Source organism: Pseudomonas sp. HP_08, assembly GCF_055284095.1.
Genome location: NZ_JBTOQC010000009.1, coordinates 104833 through 120164 on the forward strand (window position 1 = coordinate 104833; position 15332 = coordinate 120164).

General features: G+C 60.1%; 16 protein-coding genes. 11 read left to right on the top strand and 5 right to left on the bottom strand.

Features of this window, described 5'->3' with window-relative positions:
• The first annotated feature begins 125 nt into the window (after nt 1–125).
• The 5 genes from ACYAS9_RS09940 to ACYAS9_RS09960 all read left to right on the top strand — a co-directional run bounded on the left by ACYAS9_RS09940 (nt 126) and on the right by ACYAS9_RS09960 (nt 5195).
• On the top strand, nt 126–980 hold the full coding sequence (locus ACYAS9_RS09940) for an SDR family oxidoreductase (protein WP_463568117.1): 855 nt from the start codon (nt 126–128) through the stop codon (nt 978–980).
• Nucleotides 977–2128, top strand: coding sequence for a phytanoyl-CoA dioxygenase family protein (locus ACYAS9_RS09945; protein WP_463568118.1), 1152 nt, complete (start codon nt 977–979; stop codon nt 2126–2128). The genes ACYAS9_RS09940 and ACYAS9_RS09945 overlap by 4 nt, the downstream gene beginning before the upstream one ends.
• Nucleotides 2129–2206: 78 nt before the next feature.
• Nucleotides 2207–4243: a TonB-dependent receptor gene (locus tag ACYAS9_RS09950; RefSeq protein ID WP_463568119.1), complete on the top strand. Its 2037-nt coding sequence runs from the start codon at nt 2207–2209 to the stop codon at nt 4241–4243.
• Between the two features lie 164 nt (nt 4244–4407).
• Complete coding sequence (locus tag ACYAS9_RS09955) at nt 4408–4581, top strand: hypothetical protein (RefSeq protein ID WP_463568120.1); 174 nt, start codon at nt 4408–4410, stop codon at nt 4579–4581.
• The gene (locus ACYAS9_RS09960; protein WP_463568121.1) at nt 4581–5195 is read left to right on the top strand and encodes a hypothetical protein; all 615 of its coding nucleotides are present in this window, start codon (nt 4581–4583) and stop codon (nt 5193–5195) included. The genes ACYAS9_RS09955 and ACYAS9_RS09960 overlap by 1 nt, the downstream gene beginning before the upstream one ends.
• Before the next feature lie 51 nt (nt 5196–5246).
• Here ACYAS9_RS09960 and ACYAS9_RS09965 read toward each other — a convergent pair whose 3' ends face one another.
• The gene (locus tag ACYAS9_RS09965; RefSeq protein ID WP_463568122.1) at nt 5247–5984 is read right to left on the bottom strand and encodes a hypothetical protein; all 738 of its coding nucleotides are present in this window, start codon (nt 5982–5984) and stop codon (nt 5247–5249) included.
• Between the two features lie 192 nt (nt 5985–6176).
• Between ACYAS9_RS09965 and ACYAS9_RS09970 the strand changes: the two genes are divergently transcribed.
• Entirely contained in the window at nt 6177–6509 is a 333-nt protein-coding gene (locus tag ACYAS9_RS09970) for a hypothetical protein (RefSeq protein ID WP_463568123.1), read from the top strand.
• 6 nt (nt 6510–6515) lie between these two features.
• Here ACYAS9_RS09970 and hrpB read toward each other — a convergent pair whose 3' ends face one another.
• A complete protein-coding gene (hrpB, locus tag ACYAS9_RS09975) occupies nt 6516–9038 on the bottom strand; it encodes an ATP-dependent helicase HrpB (protein ID WP_463568124.1) in 2523 nt (840 codons plus the stop codon).
• Nucleotides 9039–9204: 166 nt separating this feature from the next.
• Here hrpB and ACYAS9_RS09980 point away from each other — a divergent pair, with 166 nt between their 5' ends.
• The 3 genes from ACYAS9_RS09980 (at nt 9205) to ACYAS9_RS09990 (ending at nt 11426) form a co-directional block, all read left to right on the top strand.
• Nucleotides 9205–9564 carry a type II toxin-antitoxin system RelE/ParE family toxin gene (locus tag ACYAS9_RS09980; protein WP_463568125.1) on the top strand — a complete coding sequence of 120 codons (360 nt, stop codon included), beginning with the start codon at nt 9205–9207 and terminating at the stop codon, nt 9562–9564.
• 2 nt (nt 9565–9566) lie between these two features.
• The gene (locus tag ACYAS9_RS09985; protein ID WP_463568126.1) at nt 9567–9890 is read left to right on the top strand and encodes an XRE family transcriptional regulator; all 324 of its coding nucleotides are present in this window, start codon (nt 9567–9569) and stop codon (nt 9888–9890) included.
• A gap of 669 nt (nt 9891–10559) precedes the next feature.
• Nucleotides 10560–11426, top strand: coding sequence for a DMT family transporter (locus ACYAS9_RS09990; RefSeq protein ID WP_463568127.1), 867 nt, complete (start codon nt 10560–10562; stop codon nt 11424–11426).
• Nucleotides 11427–11757: 331 nt separating this feature from the next.
• On the opposite strand, the gene ACYAS9_RS09995 is transcribed toward ACYAS9_RS09990, so the two are convergent.
• Complete coding sequence (locus tag ACYAS9_RS09995) at nt 11758–12126, bottom strand: DUF7693 family protein (protein ID WP_463568128.1); 369 nt, start codon at nt 12124–12126, stop codon at nt 11758–11760.
• Complete coding sequence (locus ACYAS9_RS10000; RefSeq protein ID WP_463568129.1) at nt 12123–12296, bottom strand: IS1096 element passenger TnpR family protein; 174 nt, start codon at nt 12294–12296, stop codon at nt 12123–12125. Before ACYAS9_RS10000 ends, ACYAS9_RS09995 begins: the two co-directional genes overlap by 4 nt.
• Before the next feature lie 177 nt (nt 12297–12473).
• Between ACYAS9_RS10000 and ACYAS9_RS10005 the strand changes: the two genes are divergently transcribed.
• Both ACYAS9_RS10005 and ACYAS9_RS10010 read left to right on the top strand, forming a co-directional pair.
• Nucleotides 12474–12893, top strand: coding sequence for a polyribonucleotide nucleotidyltransferase (locus tag ACYAS9_RS10005; RefSeq protein WP_463568130.1), 420 nt, complete (start codon nt 12474–12476; stop codon nt 12891–12893).
• A gap of 20 nt (nt 12894–12913) precedes the next feature.
• A complete protein-coding gene (locus ACYAS9_RS10010) occupies nt 12914–13807 on the top strand; it encodes a cation diffusion facilitator family transporter (RefSeq protein WP_463568131.1) in 894 nt (297 codons plus the stop codon).
• A gap of 9 nt (nt 13808–13816) precedes the next feature.
• On the opposite strand, the gene ACYAS9_RS10015 is transcribed toward ACYAS9_RS10010, so the two are convergent.
• Nucleotides 13817–14944 (bottom strand): DUF6515 family protein, encoded by a 1128-nt coding sequence (locus ACYAS9_RS10015; protein WP_463568132.1) that lies wholly within the window; start codon nt 14942–14944, stop codon nt 13817–13819.
• Nucleotides 14945–15332: the final 388 nt, after the last annotated feature.

Consider the following 15332-nt stretch of genomic DNA (forward strand, 5'->3'; position numbering starts at 1 on the left):
TGAGGTCATGACGGACTCCTGGCATGAGGTTTTTCTGAGGTCTTTCAGGGCTATTTTGAGGTGGCTCCGATGCTAGTCTCAGCCACGAAAGGTGTACAGCACACAACAACAAACAGGAGAACACCATGTCGCACGCTGATCACGCACGGCCCTTCGCCGGCCAATACTTTGTCGTCACCGGCAGCAGCCAGGGCCTGGGCGCCGCCGTCGCGCACACCCTGGCACAACGCGGCGCCGCCGGGCTGGTGCTGTGCGGACGCAGCCGCGCCAAGGGCGAGCAGCAGGTGCGCAATCTGGCCGAACTCGATTGTCGGGCCGTGTTCGTCGAAGCGGACCTGGAGCAAGTCGAGGACTGCCGGCGCATCATCGCCGCCGCCGACCGCCATTTCGGCCAGTTGCACGGGCTGGTGAACTGCGCCGGCATGTCGGATCGCGGCAGTATTCTCGACACCTCGCCGGAGCGCTTCGATGCCCTGTTTGCGGTGAATGTGCGCGCACCGTTCTTTCTGATGCAGGACGCCATCAAGCTGATGATCCGCGACGGCATCGAAGGCGCGATCGTCAATGTCCAGAGCATCGTGGCGCATGGCGGCCCGGCGCATCTGACGGCCTACAGCGCCTCCAAAGGCGCGCTGGCGATCCTGAGCAAAAACGTGGCCTTCAGCACCTTGCGTAACCGGATTCGGGTCAATGGCCTGAACATCGGCTGGATGGACACCCCGCACGAAGATGAAATTCAGCGCCGCTACCACGGCGCCCAGGACGGCTGGCTGGCCGAGTGCGAGCGGGCACAGCCGTTCGGGCGGTTGCTCAAGCCCGAAGAAGTCGCCCGCCATGTGGCCTTTCTGCTGTCGGCAGAGTCAGGCCTGCAAACCGGCACGGTCACTGACCTTGAGCAAGGGGTTGTCGGCTGTGGCGATGACACCGCGCCACGCCCGCAAGGTCCCCTGCAATGGCCTGTATCGGAAGTGCAGCCATGAGCCGCTACGTGAGCGGTGAGGATGTGTGCCTGCAAGACTTTGTCACGCTGTGCGAACAGACCGTCCGCGCAGCCGACTATCCGCATTGCAACAGCGTGCTGAACAACGTGCCGATCTATCAGGCCAGCACCCTGCATCAGGCGCTGGCCGATGATCCGAAGGCGCTGATGAGCGAACTGCATCGGCTCTTTCGTCACGGGCCCGGTGTGGTAGTGATCCGCCAGGGGTTCACCGACATGGCGGTCATCGACCGGCACAGCGCCGTGTTCGAAAACATTCTGCAGGACGAAGCCCGGCACGGCAGCGGCGGTGATCATTTCGCCAGAACCGGCGCCAACGGGCGCATCTGGAATGCCTTGCAGAAAGCCGCCCTGTATTCGCCCGCGTCGTTTATCGAGTACTACAGCAATCCATTGATCGGGCTGGTCGCCCAGGCCTGGCTGGGGCCGTACTATCAGGTCACCGCTCAAGTCAACGTGGTGCGGCCCGGCGGCCAGGCGCAACAGCCGCATCGTGACTACCACTTGGGTTTTCAGACCCTTGAGGTGTTGCAACACTACCCGCTCGACGTACAGGTCATGAGCCAGTACCTGACCTTGCAAGGCGCCGTGGCGCACAGCGACATGCCGGTGGAAACCGGTCCGACCTTGTTGCTGCCGTTTTCCCAGCAATACGAGGCCGGCTACATGGCTTGGCGCGACCGGGCCTTCATCGAGTATTTCCAGGCGCATGCCGTGCAATTGCCGCTGAACAAAGGCGACCTGCTGTTTTTCAACCCGGCATTGATGCATGCCGCCGGCACCAACCACACCACCGACCAGCAGCGCATGGCCAACCTGTTGCAGATTTCTTCGGCGTTCGGCAAGCCGATGGAAGCGCTGGACCACGACCGCATGATGCTCGCCCTTTACCCGCCTCTGCTTGAGCGACTTGAACAGCAAACGCTGGACGCCAAGTCACTGAGCGCGGTCATTGCCAGCGCCGCGCAGGGTTATTCATTTCCGACCAACCTCGACAGCGACCCGCCCTTGCACGGGCTGGCGCCCATGACCGGGCAACAATGGATGTATCAGGCGCTGGCCGAACGCCGACCGTTCAATGAGTTTGCTGCGCAGGTGGAGGTGATGCGCAACAAGCGGCGACCTTGAGGGACGAGACCGAAGTTTCATCTGGACGGATTTTTGTTATGTTGTAACATAACAATTCAAACCGTAAGGAACACTTCGATGCTCGCCCGATTCTCCTTCCCGCTTTCTACCCTGACCGCCGCGTTGCTGGTCGCCCAGCCTGTCTACGCAGCGTCAGCCGTGGTGCTCGACCCGCAGGTGATCACCGCCAACCCGCTGGGCAGCGCAGCCTTGGCCTCGCCGACCAGCGTGGTGGAAGGCGACCAGTTGACTCTGCGTCAGTCGGCGCAACTGGGCGAGACGCTCAATACCCTGCCCGGCGTGTCGTCGACCTACTTTGGCCCGGCGGCCAGCCGGCCGGTGATTCGCGGCTTCGATGGCGACCGTATCCGCATCCTGCGCAACGGCACCGGCGCGCTGGATGCCTCGTCGCTGTCCTATGACCATGCAGTGCCCTACGACGCGGCCAACGCCGAGCGCATCGAGGTCGTACGCGGCCCGGCCGCCTTGCTGTACGGCGGCAGCGCGGTAGGCGGCGTGGTCAATACCTTCGACAATCGCATCCCCACCGAACCGGTCGACGGCGTGCATGGCGGCGGCGAGTTGCGCTATGGCGGCGCCGATACCACGCGCAGCAGCGCGGGCAAACTGGAAGCCGGCGACGGCAATTTCGCCTTGCACCTGGACGCCAATTCGCGCGAGTTCAACGACCTGCGTATTCCCGGCTACGCCCGCTCGCGGGATCAACGCGCCATCGATGGCGACGACAGCAAGCACCGCGTCGCCAACAGCGACGGTCGCCAGGACGGTGGTGCCATCGGCGGCGCTTACCATTGGGATCATGGTTATGTCGGCCTGTCTTATGACGAGTACGACAGCAACTACGGCTCACCGGCCGAAGACGCGGTGCGCATCGACATGGAGCAGCGTCACTACGCGCTGGCCTCGGAAATCCGCGACCTCGACGGCCCGTTCAGTTCGGTGAAGATGGATTTCGGCCACACCACGTATGAGCACCGCGAGATCGAAGACGGCGAAACCGGCACCGTGTTCAAGAACGATGGCTATGAAGCGCGCATCGAAGCGCGGCATAAACCCATCGGCCCGCTTGAAGGCGTGATCGGTGCGCAGGTCGCCAGCAGCCAGTTCCAGGCCTTGGGCGCCGAAGCCTTTGTGCCGCGCACCGACACCGACAGCGCCGCGCTGTTTGTGCTGGAGAACTGGCAGGCCACCGATCGCCTCGACCTGACCCTCGGCGGGCGCCTGGAACACACGCGCCTGCGCCCGGATGCCGACGGCAACGAACGCTTCGAAGGCAGCGACGCCAGCCACAGCTTTACCGCCGGCAGCCTGTCGTTCGGCGCGATCTACAAGCTGACCGACATCTGGTCGCTGGCCAGCACCCTGAGCTATACCGAACGGGCACCCACCTTTTACGAGCTGTACGCCAATGGCCCGCACGAGGCGACCGGCACCTATGAAGTGGGCGATGCCAATGCCGAGAAAGAAAAATCCTGGTCCACCGACCTCGCCCTGCGCTTCGACAACGGCACCCACAAAGGCAGCGTCGGCGTGTTCTACAGCCGCTTCTCCAACTACATCGGCCTGCTGGGCAGCGGCCGCTATCTCAACGACGACGGCGAAGAAGTCGCCGCCGGCGATGACGATGCCCTGCCCGAGTACCTGTACAGCGGCGTGAAGGCCGACTTCTGGGGCATCGAGGCTCAGGACCACTGGCGCCTGGCGCAAACCCCGTACGGCAACTTTGCCCTGCAAAGCTCGGCCGACTACACCCGCGCCAACAACCGCGACACCGGCGAGCCGCTGCCACGCATCTCGCCCCTGCGCCTGAACACCGCACTGCTGTGGGACTACAACCAGTGGCAAGCCAGCGTCGGCGCCGAACACGCCAGCGCCCAGCACCGCGTGCCACAAGCCGAAAGCGACACCGGCGGCTACACCACCCTCAATGCCAGCCTCGGCTACCGCTTTGGTGTGGGCCAGAGCGAGTGGCTGGCGTTTGTCAAAGGCGACAACCTGAATAACCAGACCATTCGCTATGCCAGCTCGATTCTGAGGGATGAAGTGCCGGCGGCCGGGCGCAGTGTGCAGGCGGGGGTGAAGGTGAGTTTTTAAATGAGGCCAGCAGCAGGACCGTGGCGGTCCTGCTGCTGGTATTGGCCTACAACGCCTGAACCTTGTGCGTACAAAGCGTGCCGCAAGATTGGCCGGGATGGACTACAGACATAAAAAACATGCAGCCCTAGAATGGCCAAAACCGGCAATCTCTGGTGCTGACCATGACTGTGCAAACGAACAAAGACCTCTGCAAAACGCCCTCTCACGCCGCAACGGCTGAGCGTATGCGTCTTTTCGCACTGCGCCTGAAAGCCAATCCTGAAGAAGCCAAGGCATTCCGGGAAAAAACCGGCGTTTTTGACAAGAACGGCGCTCTGACGGCGGCTTATCGTTGATGTATCAGCATCTCCCTTCTTTCGTTCTGGGCTTTCATGGATGCGACCGGCAGGTTGGCGAATCCGTACTGGCCGGCGAACACTTGCGCTCCAGCGAGAACGACTGGGATTGGCTGGGTGCCGGAATGTACTTTTGGGAAAACAGCCCGCACCGGGCATTGAGTTATGCCCAGATGCTGCAAACACTGACCAAGCACACCAAGGGCTCAATCAAAACACCGTTTGTTGTCGGGGCAATTATTGATCTTGGGCTTTGTCTGAATCTGACGGATGAGTTCGCGCTCAATGAACTTCGCAGCGCATACGACATCCTGATTGCCTCCATCGATGACCCCGCCAGGCTTCCAAAAAATGTGGCCGGCTACAGAACAGATACAGACCGAATCAAACGACACCTGGACTGTGCAGTATTCGAAACCTTGCATACTTACCGAGCTAATGCAGAGCTCGCTCAGTACCAAACTGTACGTTCTCCTTTTCAGGAAGGCAGTGCCTTATATGTTGGCAGTGGTTTCTTTGAGAAAGCTCATACTCAGATTTGTGTGCGTGATCCGCTTTGTATAAAAGGCTACTTTCGGCCGAGGAGCGAATTCGGGAAAGTATTCAAAACGTAATTTTCGTATCGCTGAGAGGCTAACCCCAACGATACTTTCCGGTCAAAAAACTCAGCTGTAATCAAACGTAAACAGCACCAGCCCCTCGATCGGCTCATAAAACATCACGATCAAATCAGCCCCCGCGCTGCGGTAATTCCAGCCGTGTGCACTGGCCACATGCAAGAAACGATTGCCGGCCGGGCTCAGGGGATAAACCAGGTACTCGCCATTGTCGGCATCGACGTCGATGATCTTTGTCGGGAATTCGACGGTCTCGACCCAGTTGCCCAAACCCACTTCACCGCCCAGTTGCTCGACGAACGCCACCGGCGAATCGACGTCCCAGTCCGGGCGCACGAGGATGCCACGGGCCTTGAATATTTCGGCCGCGGCGGCGTAGGCACGGTGCTGCTCGGCGTAATGCTGTTCAAGATCGGCGCGGGCACCGGGGTGCGGGTCTGGCAGTTGGGCGTTGTCTTCATGGAGGAAGAAATAACGCGGGTCGCCGCACAGGCGATAACGCCCGTCTTCGATCTTGAAGCCGATCCAGTTGGTCTTGAGCAAATCGCCGTGGTAGCCGTCCCACTCGGTCAGTTCGCCGACCAGGCTTTCATAGGGCTCCAGTGGGCTGAGCATGTGCAGCACACCCGACCACTCGGGATTGATGGTGCTGATATCAATGCTGAACAACGGGTGCAGGTGGCTGGCCAGGTCCTGCTGGTCGGGCACGAATACCGACTCTGCGGCGGGAAACGGCTGCATGCCGGCGGGAACCTGGGTGTAGTCCACGGATTCATCCTGGGTCATCGATCAACTCCTGTTTTCAATACGTCCCATGCAGACAACGACTCGGTACAGAGGATTCATCGACCCCTGATATTTACGAACGGCACCGTCAGGCAGGCTTTACCCTACCTTTACAGACTCTGTACCTGGATTTACACCAAACCGGTGTCTTATCGATACATGGCGAATACATATGCCGCCTGAGGAGACACCATGTTTTCGAAGATGACCAAAATCCTGATGCTGTCCGCCAGCCTGTTGATGGGCGGTACTGCTACCGCCACTGCCGCGGATCGCAACGTAGTCGTGCCCGTCGTTGCCGGCGCCGCTGTCGGTGCGGTGCTGGCCACGGTGATCGCTCGCAACGACCGCCATGACGACCGTCGCCATGATCGTCGCCCACCGCCGCGCGAATACCGCCATCACTACCAGCCTGTACGGTATGTGCCGGTGCGCCCGCGCTACGAGCATCGCCGTTATGCACCGGCACCGCGTTATCACTACCGTAATGATCATCGCGATCACTACGACCGTCGTCGCGGATAAGCAGCCCTAAACCTTGCGAGGCTTGACCCGCGCCGTCGCTTCGGCGACCAGCGGGTCATCCGGCCAGTAGTGCTTGGGGTAACGTCCCTTCAAATCCTTTTTCACTTCGCTGTAGGTGGTGCGCCAGAAGCTCGCCAGGTCCTGAGTGACCTGCACCGGGCGACGCGCCGGCGACAGCAGGTGCAGTTTCACGGTCTGCCGGCCATTGGCGATGCGCGGGGTGTCGGACAGGCCGAACAGTTCTTGCAGGCGTACGGCGAGAATCGGCGGATGTTCGCTGTAGTCCAGGCGCACCGACGAGCCGGAAGGCACTTGCACATGCGACGGCGCCAGTTCGTCGAGGCGCTGCGGCAGCGGCCAGGGCAGCAGGTTGCGCAGCACCGACGACAGGTCGAGCGCGCTGAAATGGCTGAGCCGGGTGACTTTACCCAGGTACGGCAACAGCCAGTGTTCGAGGCTGGCCAGCAAGGCGCTGTCGCTGACGTCGGGCCATTCGCTGCTGGCATGCTGTTGCATATCCAGCTCACGCAACAGGCTGACGCGGGCCTGCCATTGACGCAGTTCCGGCGTCCAGGCCAATAGCTCCAGGCCTTTACGCCGCACCAGCTCGAGCAAGGCCTGGCCGCGTGCCGCTTCATCAAGGCCGGGCAGCGGCTCGCTGCTCAGCACCAGTTCACCCACCTTGCGCTGACGCTCGGCACGCAGCACGCCTTCGCGTTCGTCCCAGTCCAGTTGATCGACGTTGCGCACCTGCTCGGCCAATACCGTGTCGAACAGCCCAGGCTCCAGGTCGGTGGCGAGATAAATACGCTCTTCACGCTGGCCCTGACGGCTGCCGAGGTCGGCAACCACCAGCCATTCGTGTTTCATCAAGGCATCGCTGTCACCAAACAAGGCAGCGCGGCCGTTGGCCAGACGATATTCGGCGCCACTGGGGCGACGCTGGCGCGCCACGCGGTCCGGGTAGGCCAGCGCCAGCAAGGCGCCCAGCCAGCGCGGATGATCGGGGTCGCTGACCGCTTGTACGGGTTTGCCGCGTAGATTGCTGCGGTATTGCCGGGCCAGTTGCCGGGCGCGCTGCACGCCGCCCTGCGCATTGCGCTGGGCTTTTTGCTCGCCGGATAACAAGACCAACCGACTATGCAGATCAGCACCGGCACCGCGCAGGATGTCGCGCTCGCCCAGCAGCGCGGCGACGTCACAGGCCATGTCGGCCAGCCCCAGCGACTGGCCACGCAGCAAGAGATGAGCAATGCGCGGGTGCGCCGGCATTTCGGCCATGGCCTGGCCATGGGTTGCCAGGCGGCCGTCGGCTTGCAGCGCGCCAAGGCGTTGCAGCAGGTCACGGGCCTGGGCAAAGGCGGCGGTCGGTGGCAAGTCGAGCCACTTCAACTGGTCGGGCTCTACGCCCCAACGCGCCAGTTGCAGGGCGAGGCCGGCGAGATCGGCCTGAAGAATCTCGGCACTGGCATAGGCTGCCAACTGATCGTGCTGGGCCTCGGACCACAACCGATAACACACGCCCGGCTCCAGCCGCCCGGCACGACCGGCGCGCTGCGTGGCGCTGGCGCGGGAGATGCGCTGGGTGTCGAGGCGGGTCATGCCGCTGCCCGGATCGAAACGCGGCACCCGCGCCAGCCCGGCGTCGATCACCACGCGCACGCCGTCGATGGTCAGACTGGTTTCGGCAATGTTGGTGGCCAGCACGACCTTGCGTGCCCCCGGCGGCGCCGGGTCGATGGCAGCGCGCTGGGCATTAAGGTCCAGATCGCCATGCAGCGGGCACAGCAGAATATCGGCGCGCTCGCCCAAGGCCTCGGCCAGTTGTTGATGAACCCGGCGAATCTCCGCTTGCCCCGGCAGGAACACCAGCAGGCTGCCGGTCTCGTTGCCCAAGGCATCGAGCACCGTCTGCACCACCCGCGGCTCGATGAATTCACCCGGCTGGAACGGCCGCCCCCACTGGATCGTCACCGGGAACATACGCCCTTCGCTGCGCACCACCGGCGCGTCGTCGAGCAATGCCGACAAGCGCTCGCCTTCCAGCGTGGCGGACATCAGCAGGACTTTCAGCGGCGGCTCGTCGCGCAGCAGTTCACGGCCATTGAGGCTCAGTGCCAGGGCCAGGTCGGCGTCAAGGCTGCGCTCATGGAATTCATCGAAAATCACCAGGCCGACGCCGTCCAGCGCCGGATCATCCTGCAAGCGGCGGGTCAGAATGCCTTCGGTGACCACCTCGATGCGCGTCTTCGGCCCGACCTTGCTGTCGAGACGAATCCGGTAACCCACCGTTTCGCCGACCTTCTCGCCCAGCTCGCTGGCCAGCCGTTCGGCCGCGGCGCGCGCAGCCAGACGACGCGGTTCGAGCATCAGAATGGTCTGCCCGGCCAGCCATGCCTCGTTGAGCAACGCCAGCGGCACGCGCGTGGTCTTGCCGGCGCCGGGCGGTGCTTCGAGCACCACTTCATGGCGGGTCGTCAGGGCCTGGCGCAGGGCCGGCAATACAGCGTCGATGGGCAAGGCAATCATGGGCTACTCCCGAACTGGGCCGGCAGTATACCGGCCCGGTTCGGTAATGACGCAGCGGCTCAAGGACGGATGCTTAGAGGTGTCCTTGAAGGACTGACGTGCTCGCAGCGGGCTCAAGCCCTCTGAAACCTTGAAAACATGCCTTTCAGGGCATAGTATTCCCTCCATGGAATGGAATGTTGAATACACAGACGAGTTTGAAGCCTGGTGGAACGATCTGATCGAATCCTTTCAGGAGGATGTTAGTGCCCACGTCAACCTGCTCATGAAGAAGGGACCTCAACTGCCATTTCCGTTCAGCAGCGGTATCAATGGCTCAAGGCATGAGCATATGCGTGAGCTGCGCATACAGAGCGGCGGAAAGCCCATCCGGGTTTTTTATGCCTTCGATCCCAGGCGATCAGCCATCTTGCTAATCGGTGGCGATAAAACAGGCGATGGTCGTTTTTACGAAAAGTGGATACCGGTCGCGGACAAACTCTATGACATCCACCTTGAAGAACTTGAGAGCGAACGGAGGGAATAAAGATGCCAGGTAGAAAATCCTTTTCGACTTTGCAGAAAAAAATGTCTGAGGAATCCCAGGCCCACGTTATTGAAAAGACCGAAGCACTGCAGTTGCAAATGGACCTTTCAGAGTTGCGCAGGGCACGCAAGCTGTCGCAAGAGTCGCTGGCTCAGAATCTTCACGTCAATCAGGCCAGCGTTGCCAAGATGGAGAAGCGAGCAGACATGTACATCAGTTCGCTACGTCGTTTCATCCAGGCCATGGGCGGCGAGCTAGAAGTGACGGCGAAATTTCATGACCATTCTGTTCGCATAAATCAGTTTTCTGAACTTGATGGGCATTGATCAGGGCCGGCAGTATACCGGCCCTGATCGATAATGACGGTGTGCGATCCCTTGGTGTGACAGGGCGAGCTGGTCAGGTTGAAACTTTGCGGCGGTGAAGTGCGGTATGGCTGTGTTGAGAGAGAACTGCATAGGTATTGCTCCTGTATGTGAAGAGCTGTCACCGGTTCGCCGTCAAACAAATGAGGGTGGCAACTGTGCGCAGGTTGACGGACCGGGCATACAGGACCCGGCAGCCCCGAGGATCTTCCGCGCACAGCCGCCATAAACAGATGCGAGCACAAAAAAAGCGCCTGCAATGATTATGGCGCGCTTGTGTGCCTGTATGTATCAAGGGCCGTCAAACCCCGTCGCTATATGGGCAACTGACGAAAGATACCGGGCATTGAAAATGAGTGCAGTCGCCGACTTCGATCATTAGCAGATTTTTCAGAATAATTCTGCTATTCACCCACCTGACTGGATTTCACATGAGGCAGGCCGGACTACCGATCACTAATTACTTTAGATTGCAGGCAATATAAGCGCTGCCACTCTCCGCACTTTTACTGTAGGAACATTCGACAAAGACGGAGAGAAATGTCTCGTTGTTGCCGTGTGGACTGGAATAGTCGCTGTAAATAGCTCAATGTCGCTCTCCCGCAAACAATCCAACAAGAAGAACTTGCCATGGACATATGGATGGGCTTTGTCGCTGCTTTGTTCTGGGGAGGCACAGACTTTCTTGTGGGATTGAACGCCAGGGCAGTGGGTGTCAAGCGAGCCGTTTTTTTTGGTCAGGCGTTAGGTTTCATTCTGATGAGTGCGCTATTGCTCATCTACCCGGCCTATCTCATGAAATCGATATCCGCACCTGTACAAGACTGGATATTGGGATGCATAGCAGCGATGTTCACGGTTGCAGGCGCGTTGGTGCTGTCAAAGGCTTTTGCTTTGGGCAAGGCCGCTGTTGTTGCGCCACTGGTAACCTCTTACGGTGTATTCACAACTGCATTGGCGTGGGCGAGTGGTGACATCATTACTTTCACCCAGTTTGCCGGTATCGCTGTTTGTGTGATTGGCGTGTTACTGACAAGCGCGCATGACAGTGCCGAGGGTGAAGATAAACGCAAGAACAAGGCATCTATTATTTACGGATTACTCGCAGCCATCCTGTATGGCGCAAGTTTCTGGATTCAAGGTAAATATACGCTGCCGTCGTTAGGCCCCATCACCATGTTATGGTTGGGATACGCGGTAGGCTTGTTCACCCTTTTTCTTCTGGTATTGAAAACCGACTCAGGCTTGAAGTTACCTTCTGCCAAAAATCTTGGCACATTGACCAGTGCAAGCTTGTTAAACCTTGGTGGCTTTTCGGCTTTCTCGTTTGGCTCCATTAACGGCTCTGTCTCTGTAGTCACCGTCATCAGTACCTTGTCTGGAGGAATTGCCGCTATATTGGGATATCTTTTCTTCAAGGAGCGGCTGCTATCCATTCAGGTGATGGGTATATTTTTGGTATTGGCCGGGGCAATTATTCTTCACCTGTTTCACTGAGTCCTTACGTAGACGCGCGTCAGGTCCAGACCGCATACGGACGACCAACTGTGTTAACCGTCGTAAAATTTCAGCGTTTCATTAATTTCTGCGAGCGCTTTGCACTCGGTCGCGGGCAAGCGCGCTCCTACACGCGGTGAATTTTAAACCTGATAAGTCAATAGATTATGTTGTTTGCCAAATGGACGGAATTACCGGGCCTTGAGGACGCTTCAACCGTTGATCTCGACCGGCCAGGGGATCAGCGGGCTGCTGACCAAGCAGGGCTGTTCCCGCTGAACACGAATGATCAAGGTGAAAGCCCGGGAATCAAAGGTATCAAGCGCAAGCCCTACAACGCCTTCAACAGCCGCTCCACCTGCTGTTTCTCCCAGGCACTGAGAAACGCCACCGGATCGGTACCCGCGCGGTGCCAGTCTTCAATAGTGCCGAGCCGGCCATCAGGCGCGCGGCAGAGCTGACAAAGGGCCAGGCCCTGCTCGTCAGTGGCGAGCACGAGCAACCAGTCATCGATCTCGACCACCAGCGGCGCATCGGCGGTTTTATCGTCCGGCTGTACAGCGGCCTTGCGCAGGCTGCGCTGTTCCAGTGCAAGGTCCTTGAGCACTTGATAGACCTCACGGGCATCCAGAGGGTTGAACTGCATCAACAACTCATCGGTGTCTTGCAGATCAAACAGGGACGGGGTCGAAATCCTCATGGAACACCTCCGTAAACCACATCGCCGATTCTGAACGCGTGCAGATCATCCAGATACAGATCGGACGGCACGGCAACCCGGCGCCAGATGGACGGCTCGGTGCCTTGCAACTCGACATGCAGTAACCAGTGCTCGGCGGTGGATCTGGAGGAGGAGGCTGCTTTGACCATAAACCGTGATCGCCCTGCATGACTGGAAAGAATCGGATCCGCCGAACTATAACGCGCTTTCCATGGCGCTTGAGCCTGCAAAAATTTCCTGAATGAGAACCTGCGCCGCGCGCGATAGTCTTAGCCCGGCAGTCTTTGCCTTGTATAGTTGCCCTTCTTCACTACAGGAGTTTCCCCATGCGCCTTGCTTCGCGTTTGATCGGCGGTGTTCTGGCCGCCACCTTGCTGACCCAGCTTTCCGCTTGCGGCAGCATTTTCTACCCCGACCGTCGTGGCCAGATCGACGGCAAGGTCGACCCGGCGATTGTGGTGCTCGATGCACTGGGCCTGCTGTTCTATGTGATTCCTGGGGTGATTGCGCTGGGTGTGGACTTCGCCACCGGCGCAATCTATTACGCACCGGGCGAACAGGCCTATGTTGATCCGCAAACGCTGAAGCCGGCCGTTAACGCCGATGGCAGTGTCGACACGCAAAAGCTGCAGGTCATTCTTGAAGACGAGCTGGGTCGCAAGTTTCCGCTCGACGATCCACGCTTGATCCAGCACAAGGGCAGCATCGAGCAACTGGCCAGCCTGGGCCTGCGCCCCGCCGCCTGATTTTGATCTGAAGAGTCTGTATGCACGTAAACGTTGAACACAACCGCCTGCTGCGCCTGGCGACCCGGGCCTCGCTGGCGGTGGCGGTCATTCTGATCGTCACCAGGGGCGTGGCCTGGTGGATGAGTGGCTCGTTGAGCCTGCTGGCCGGCCTGACCGACTCGCTGCTCGATGGCGCCGCTTCGTTGCTTAATCTGCTGGCGGTGCATTACGCATTGCGCCCGGCCGACGAGGACCACCGCTACGGGCATGGCAAGGCGCAAGCCTTGTCGGGCATGGCGCAGGCGTTGTTCATTACAGTCAGTGGCGTGCTGATCGGCATCCAGGCGATCGAGCGCATCCAGAACCCCGAACCGCTGCTGGCGGCGTTGCCGGGCATTATCGTGACCCTGCTGGCGCTTGCCCTGACGGCGGCGTTGCTGGGGTTTCAGCACAAGGTGATCAGGATCACCGGCTCCAGCGCGATCAAGGCCGACTCGCTGCATTACCGTTCAGACCTGCTGCTTAACGTCAGCATTCTGGTAGCTCTGGTGTTGAGCGGGCTGGGCTGGCAGCAGGCCGATGCCTGGTTCGGTCTGGCGATTGCGGGTTATATCGTCTGGAGTGCAGTGCAGATCGCCCGCGAGACGTTTTCGGTGCTGATGGATGAGGAACTGCCACTTGAGGTCAGCGCGCAGATGCTGGAACTGGCCCGCGGCGTGCCCGGTGTGCTGGGTGCGCATGACTTGCGTACGCGGATTTCCGGGCAGGTCTGGTTTGTGCAACTGCACCTGGAATTGCCCGGCTCCCTGACCCTGTCTGTCGCTCATGAACTGTGCGACCGCGCTGCGGCCGCCATTCATGCGCACTACCCGCTGGCCGAAGTGCTGGTGCATGCCGACCCGCAGGAAGTGGTGAAGCAGACCGGCGCCTGATCGACTACGCTACTCGACGCGATAACCGCGCTCATACAGGCACGAGCCCATGGCGCGGCGGTACACGTCCACGACTTGATCGGCCGGTGCATAGGTCACGTTCGCAGGGTCGAAACCACTCTGGTCAGCGGCCCAGCGGTAGCATTGGTAACGGTCATACTCGACCCGCTCCGGCGTCTGCCCGGCAATGGGTGAAAACACCGGATCGTACTCGCTGCCCGAAGGTGGAGCGCCCTGGCTGTCGACCTGCGCTTGTGGCGGGTTGACCACCACATAGTCCTGGCTGTCAGGCTGCCAGGCGTAATAACTGCCTGCGGCGAGAAACAGCAACGAGCCCCCGACCCACAGTTCTTGCGAGTAAGCCGGCAGGCGGCTCACGCGTACGCCCTGCGGCGGCGCCACTACCACGTAGCGCTCGCCTTGCGGGCGGTACCAGTAACCTTCGGCATAGTAGTAATCCTGGCCACGCCATGGAATGCGCGAATAGCCACGCGGTACCTGATTGAGGGTATTGCCGGGGCGGTAGCGCGGCCCTGTTCCCCAGCCATCACCACGTCCGTCGGGACGCCCGGCCCAGTTCTGACGCGGGCGCTGATCGCGCGGCAGGTCCTGATAGTTGCCCTGACGCGGCGGCTGGGTTTGCCATGACTCGCGTGGGCCACTCTGAATCGGCAGGTTGTCCTGGCGTTGCTGCAACTGCTGACGCTCGTCCTGACGCTGTTGGGTCTGGAACTGACGTTGCTGGTCGCGCTGTTGCTGCTGCTGTTGATACTGCTGCTGTTGCTGCTGACGTTCGGCATTACGCAGCTGGTTCTGCTGTTGCTGGACCTGACGATCCTGCTGACGCTCGACCTGGCGTTGCTGATTCTGCTGATCCTGGATCTGTCGTTGCTGGTTGTATTGCTGCTGTTGGATCTGCTGTTGTTGCTGTTGCTCGACGCCGCGCAGTTGTTGCTGCTGTTGCTGAATCTGCCGCTGCTGCTGACGCTCGGCCTGGTTGACCTGATTCTGCTGGTTGCGTTGATCAGCGTTGGCATCGCGCTGCCCGTCCTGGAATTGCGCGCCTGCGTGAACCTGGCCGGCCAGGCTCAGGCACAACAGACTGGGAACCGCGAGCTGCCAGAAGCCGGTTTTCATGCTTTGCCCACCAGGAAAATGAATTGACGTTATTTAAGACTGCATCGCCGCCATGTGGTTCTGCGCAGCGTCGTTTCGCGCACTTTATCAGAGGCATTAAAAAAGGGGCCTTGAGGCCCCCTTGGGATACTTCGTCCTGGCTCGACGCTTGTGGCGCCGGCTCACATCATCCCGTCTTCTGGAGGGGATGCAGCCCGGGGGCCTGGTCCACCCGGTTGGGTGGGAGGCCGCGGCTGGCCTGATTCGGTGAGCCGCAGTGGACGCTAAGTCCGGGCAGTGATTGGTGTTGAAAAGAATAGGCCTTTAGCCGCGACAGGAGATTGCGAAGATTGCTCAATAAAAGCCTGCTTGCGCAATTTTTAGCTTCGGATCAATAATTCAGCGCAAT

Bases quoted from the DNA above. Each gene is read 5' to 3' on its own strand.
- ACYAS9_RS09945 (WP_463568118.1), top strand. From the start codon at position 977: ATGAGCCGCTACGTGAGCGGTGAGGATGTGTGCCTGCAAGACTTTGTC.
- ACYAS9_RS09995 (WP_463568128.1), bottom strand. From the start codon at position 12,126: ATGAGGATTTCGACCCCGTCCCTGTTTGATCTGCAAGACACCGATGAG.
- ACYAS9_RS09980 (WP_463568125.1), top strand. From the start codon at position 9,205: ATGGAATGGAATGTTGAATACACAGACGAGTTTGAAGCCTGGTGGAAC.
- hrpB (WP_463568124.1), bottom strand. From the start codon at position 9,038: ATGATTGCCTTGCCCATCGACGCTGTATTGCCGGCCCTGCGCCAGGCC.
- ACYAS9_RS09940 (WP_463568117.1), top strand. From the start codon at position 126: ATGTCGCACGCTGATCACGCACGGCCCTTCGCCGGCCAATACTTTGTC.
- ACYAS9_RS09950 (WP_463568119.1), top strand. From the start codon at position 2,207: ATGCTCGCCCGATTCTCCTTCCCGCTTTCTACCCTGACCGCCGCGTTG.
- ACYAS9_RS10000 (WP_463568129.1), bottom strand. From the start codon at position 12,296: ATGGTCAAAGCAGCCTCCTCCTCCAGATCCACCGCCGAGCACTGGTTA.
- ACYAS9_RS10005 (WP_463568130.1), top strand. From the start codon at position 12,474: ATGCGCCTTGCTTCGCGTTTGATCGGCGGTGTTCTGGCCGCCACCTTG.
- ACYAS9_RS10015 (WP_463568132.1), bottom strand. From the start codon at position 14,944: ATGAAAACCGGCTTCTGGCAGCTCGCGGTTCCCAGTCTGTTGTGCCTG.
- ACYAS9_RS09960 (WP_463568121.1), top strand. From the start codon at position 4,581: ATGTATCAGCATCTCCCTTCTTTCGTTCTGGGCTTTCATGGATGCGAC.
- ACYAS9_RS10010 (WP_463568131.1), top strand. From the start codon at position 12,914: ATGCACGTAAACGTTGAACACAACCGCCTGCTGCGCCTGGCGACCCGG.
- ACYAS9_RS09970 (WP_463568123.1), top strand. From the start codon at position 6,177: ATGTTTTCGAAGATGACCAAAATCCTGATGCTGTCCGCCAGCCTGTTG.
- ACYAS9_RS09955 (WP_463568120.1), top strand. From the start codon at position 4,408: ATGACTGTGCAAACGAACAAAGACCTCTGCAAAACGCCCTCTCACGCC.
- ACYAS9_RS09990 (WP_463568127.1), top strand. From the start codon at position 10,560: ATGGACATATGGATGGGCTTTGTCGCTGCTTTGTTCTGGGGAGGCACA.
- ACYAS9_RS09985 (WP_463568126.1), top strand. From the start codon at position 9,567: ATGCCAGGTAGAAAATCCTTTTCGACTTTGCAGAAAAAAATGTCTGAG.
- ACYAS9_RS09965 (WP_463568122.1), bottom strand. From the start codon at position 5,984: ATGACCCAGGATGAATCCGTGGACTACACCCAGGTTCCCGCCGGCATG.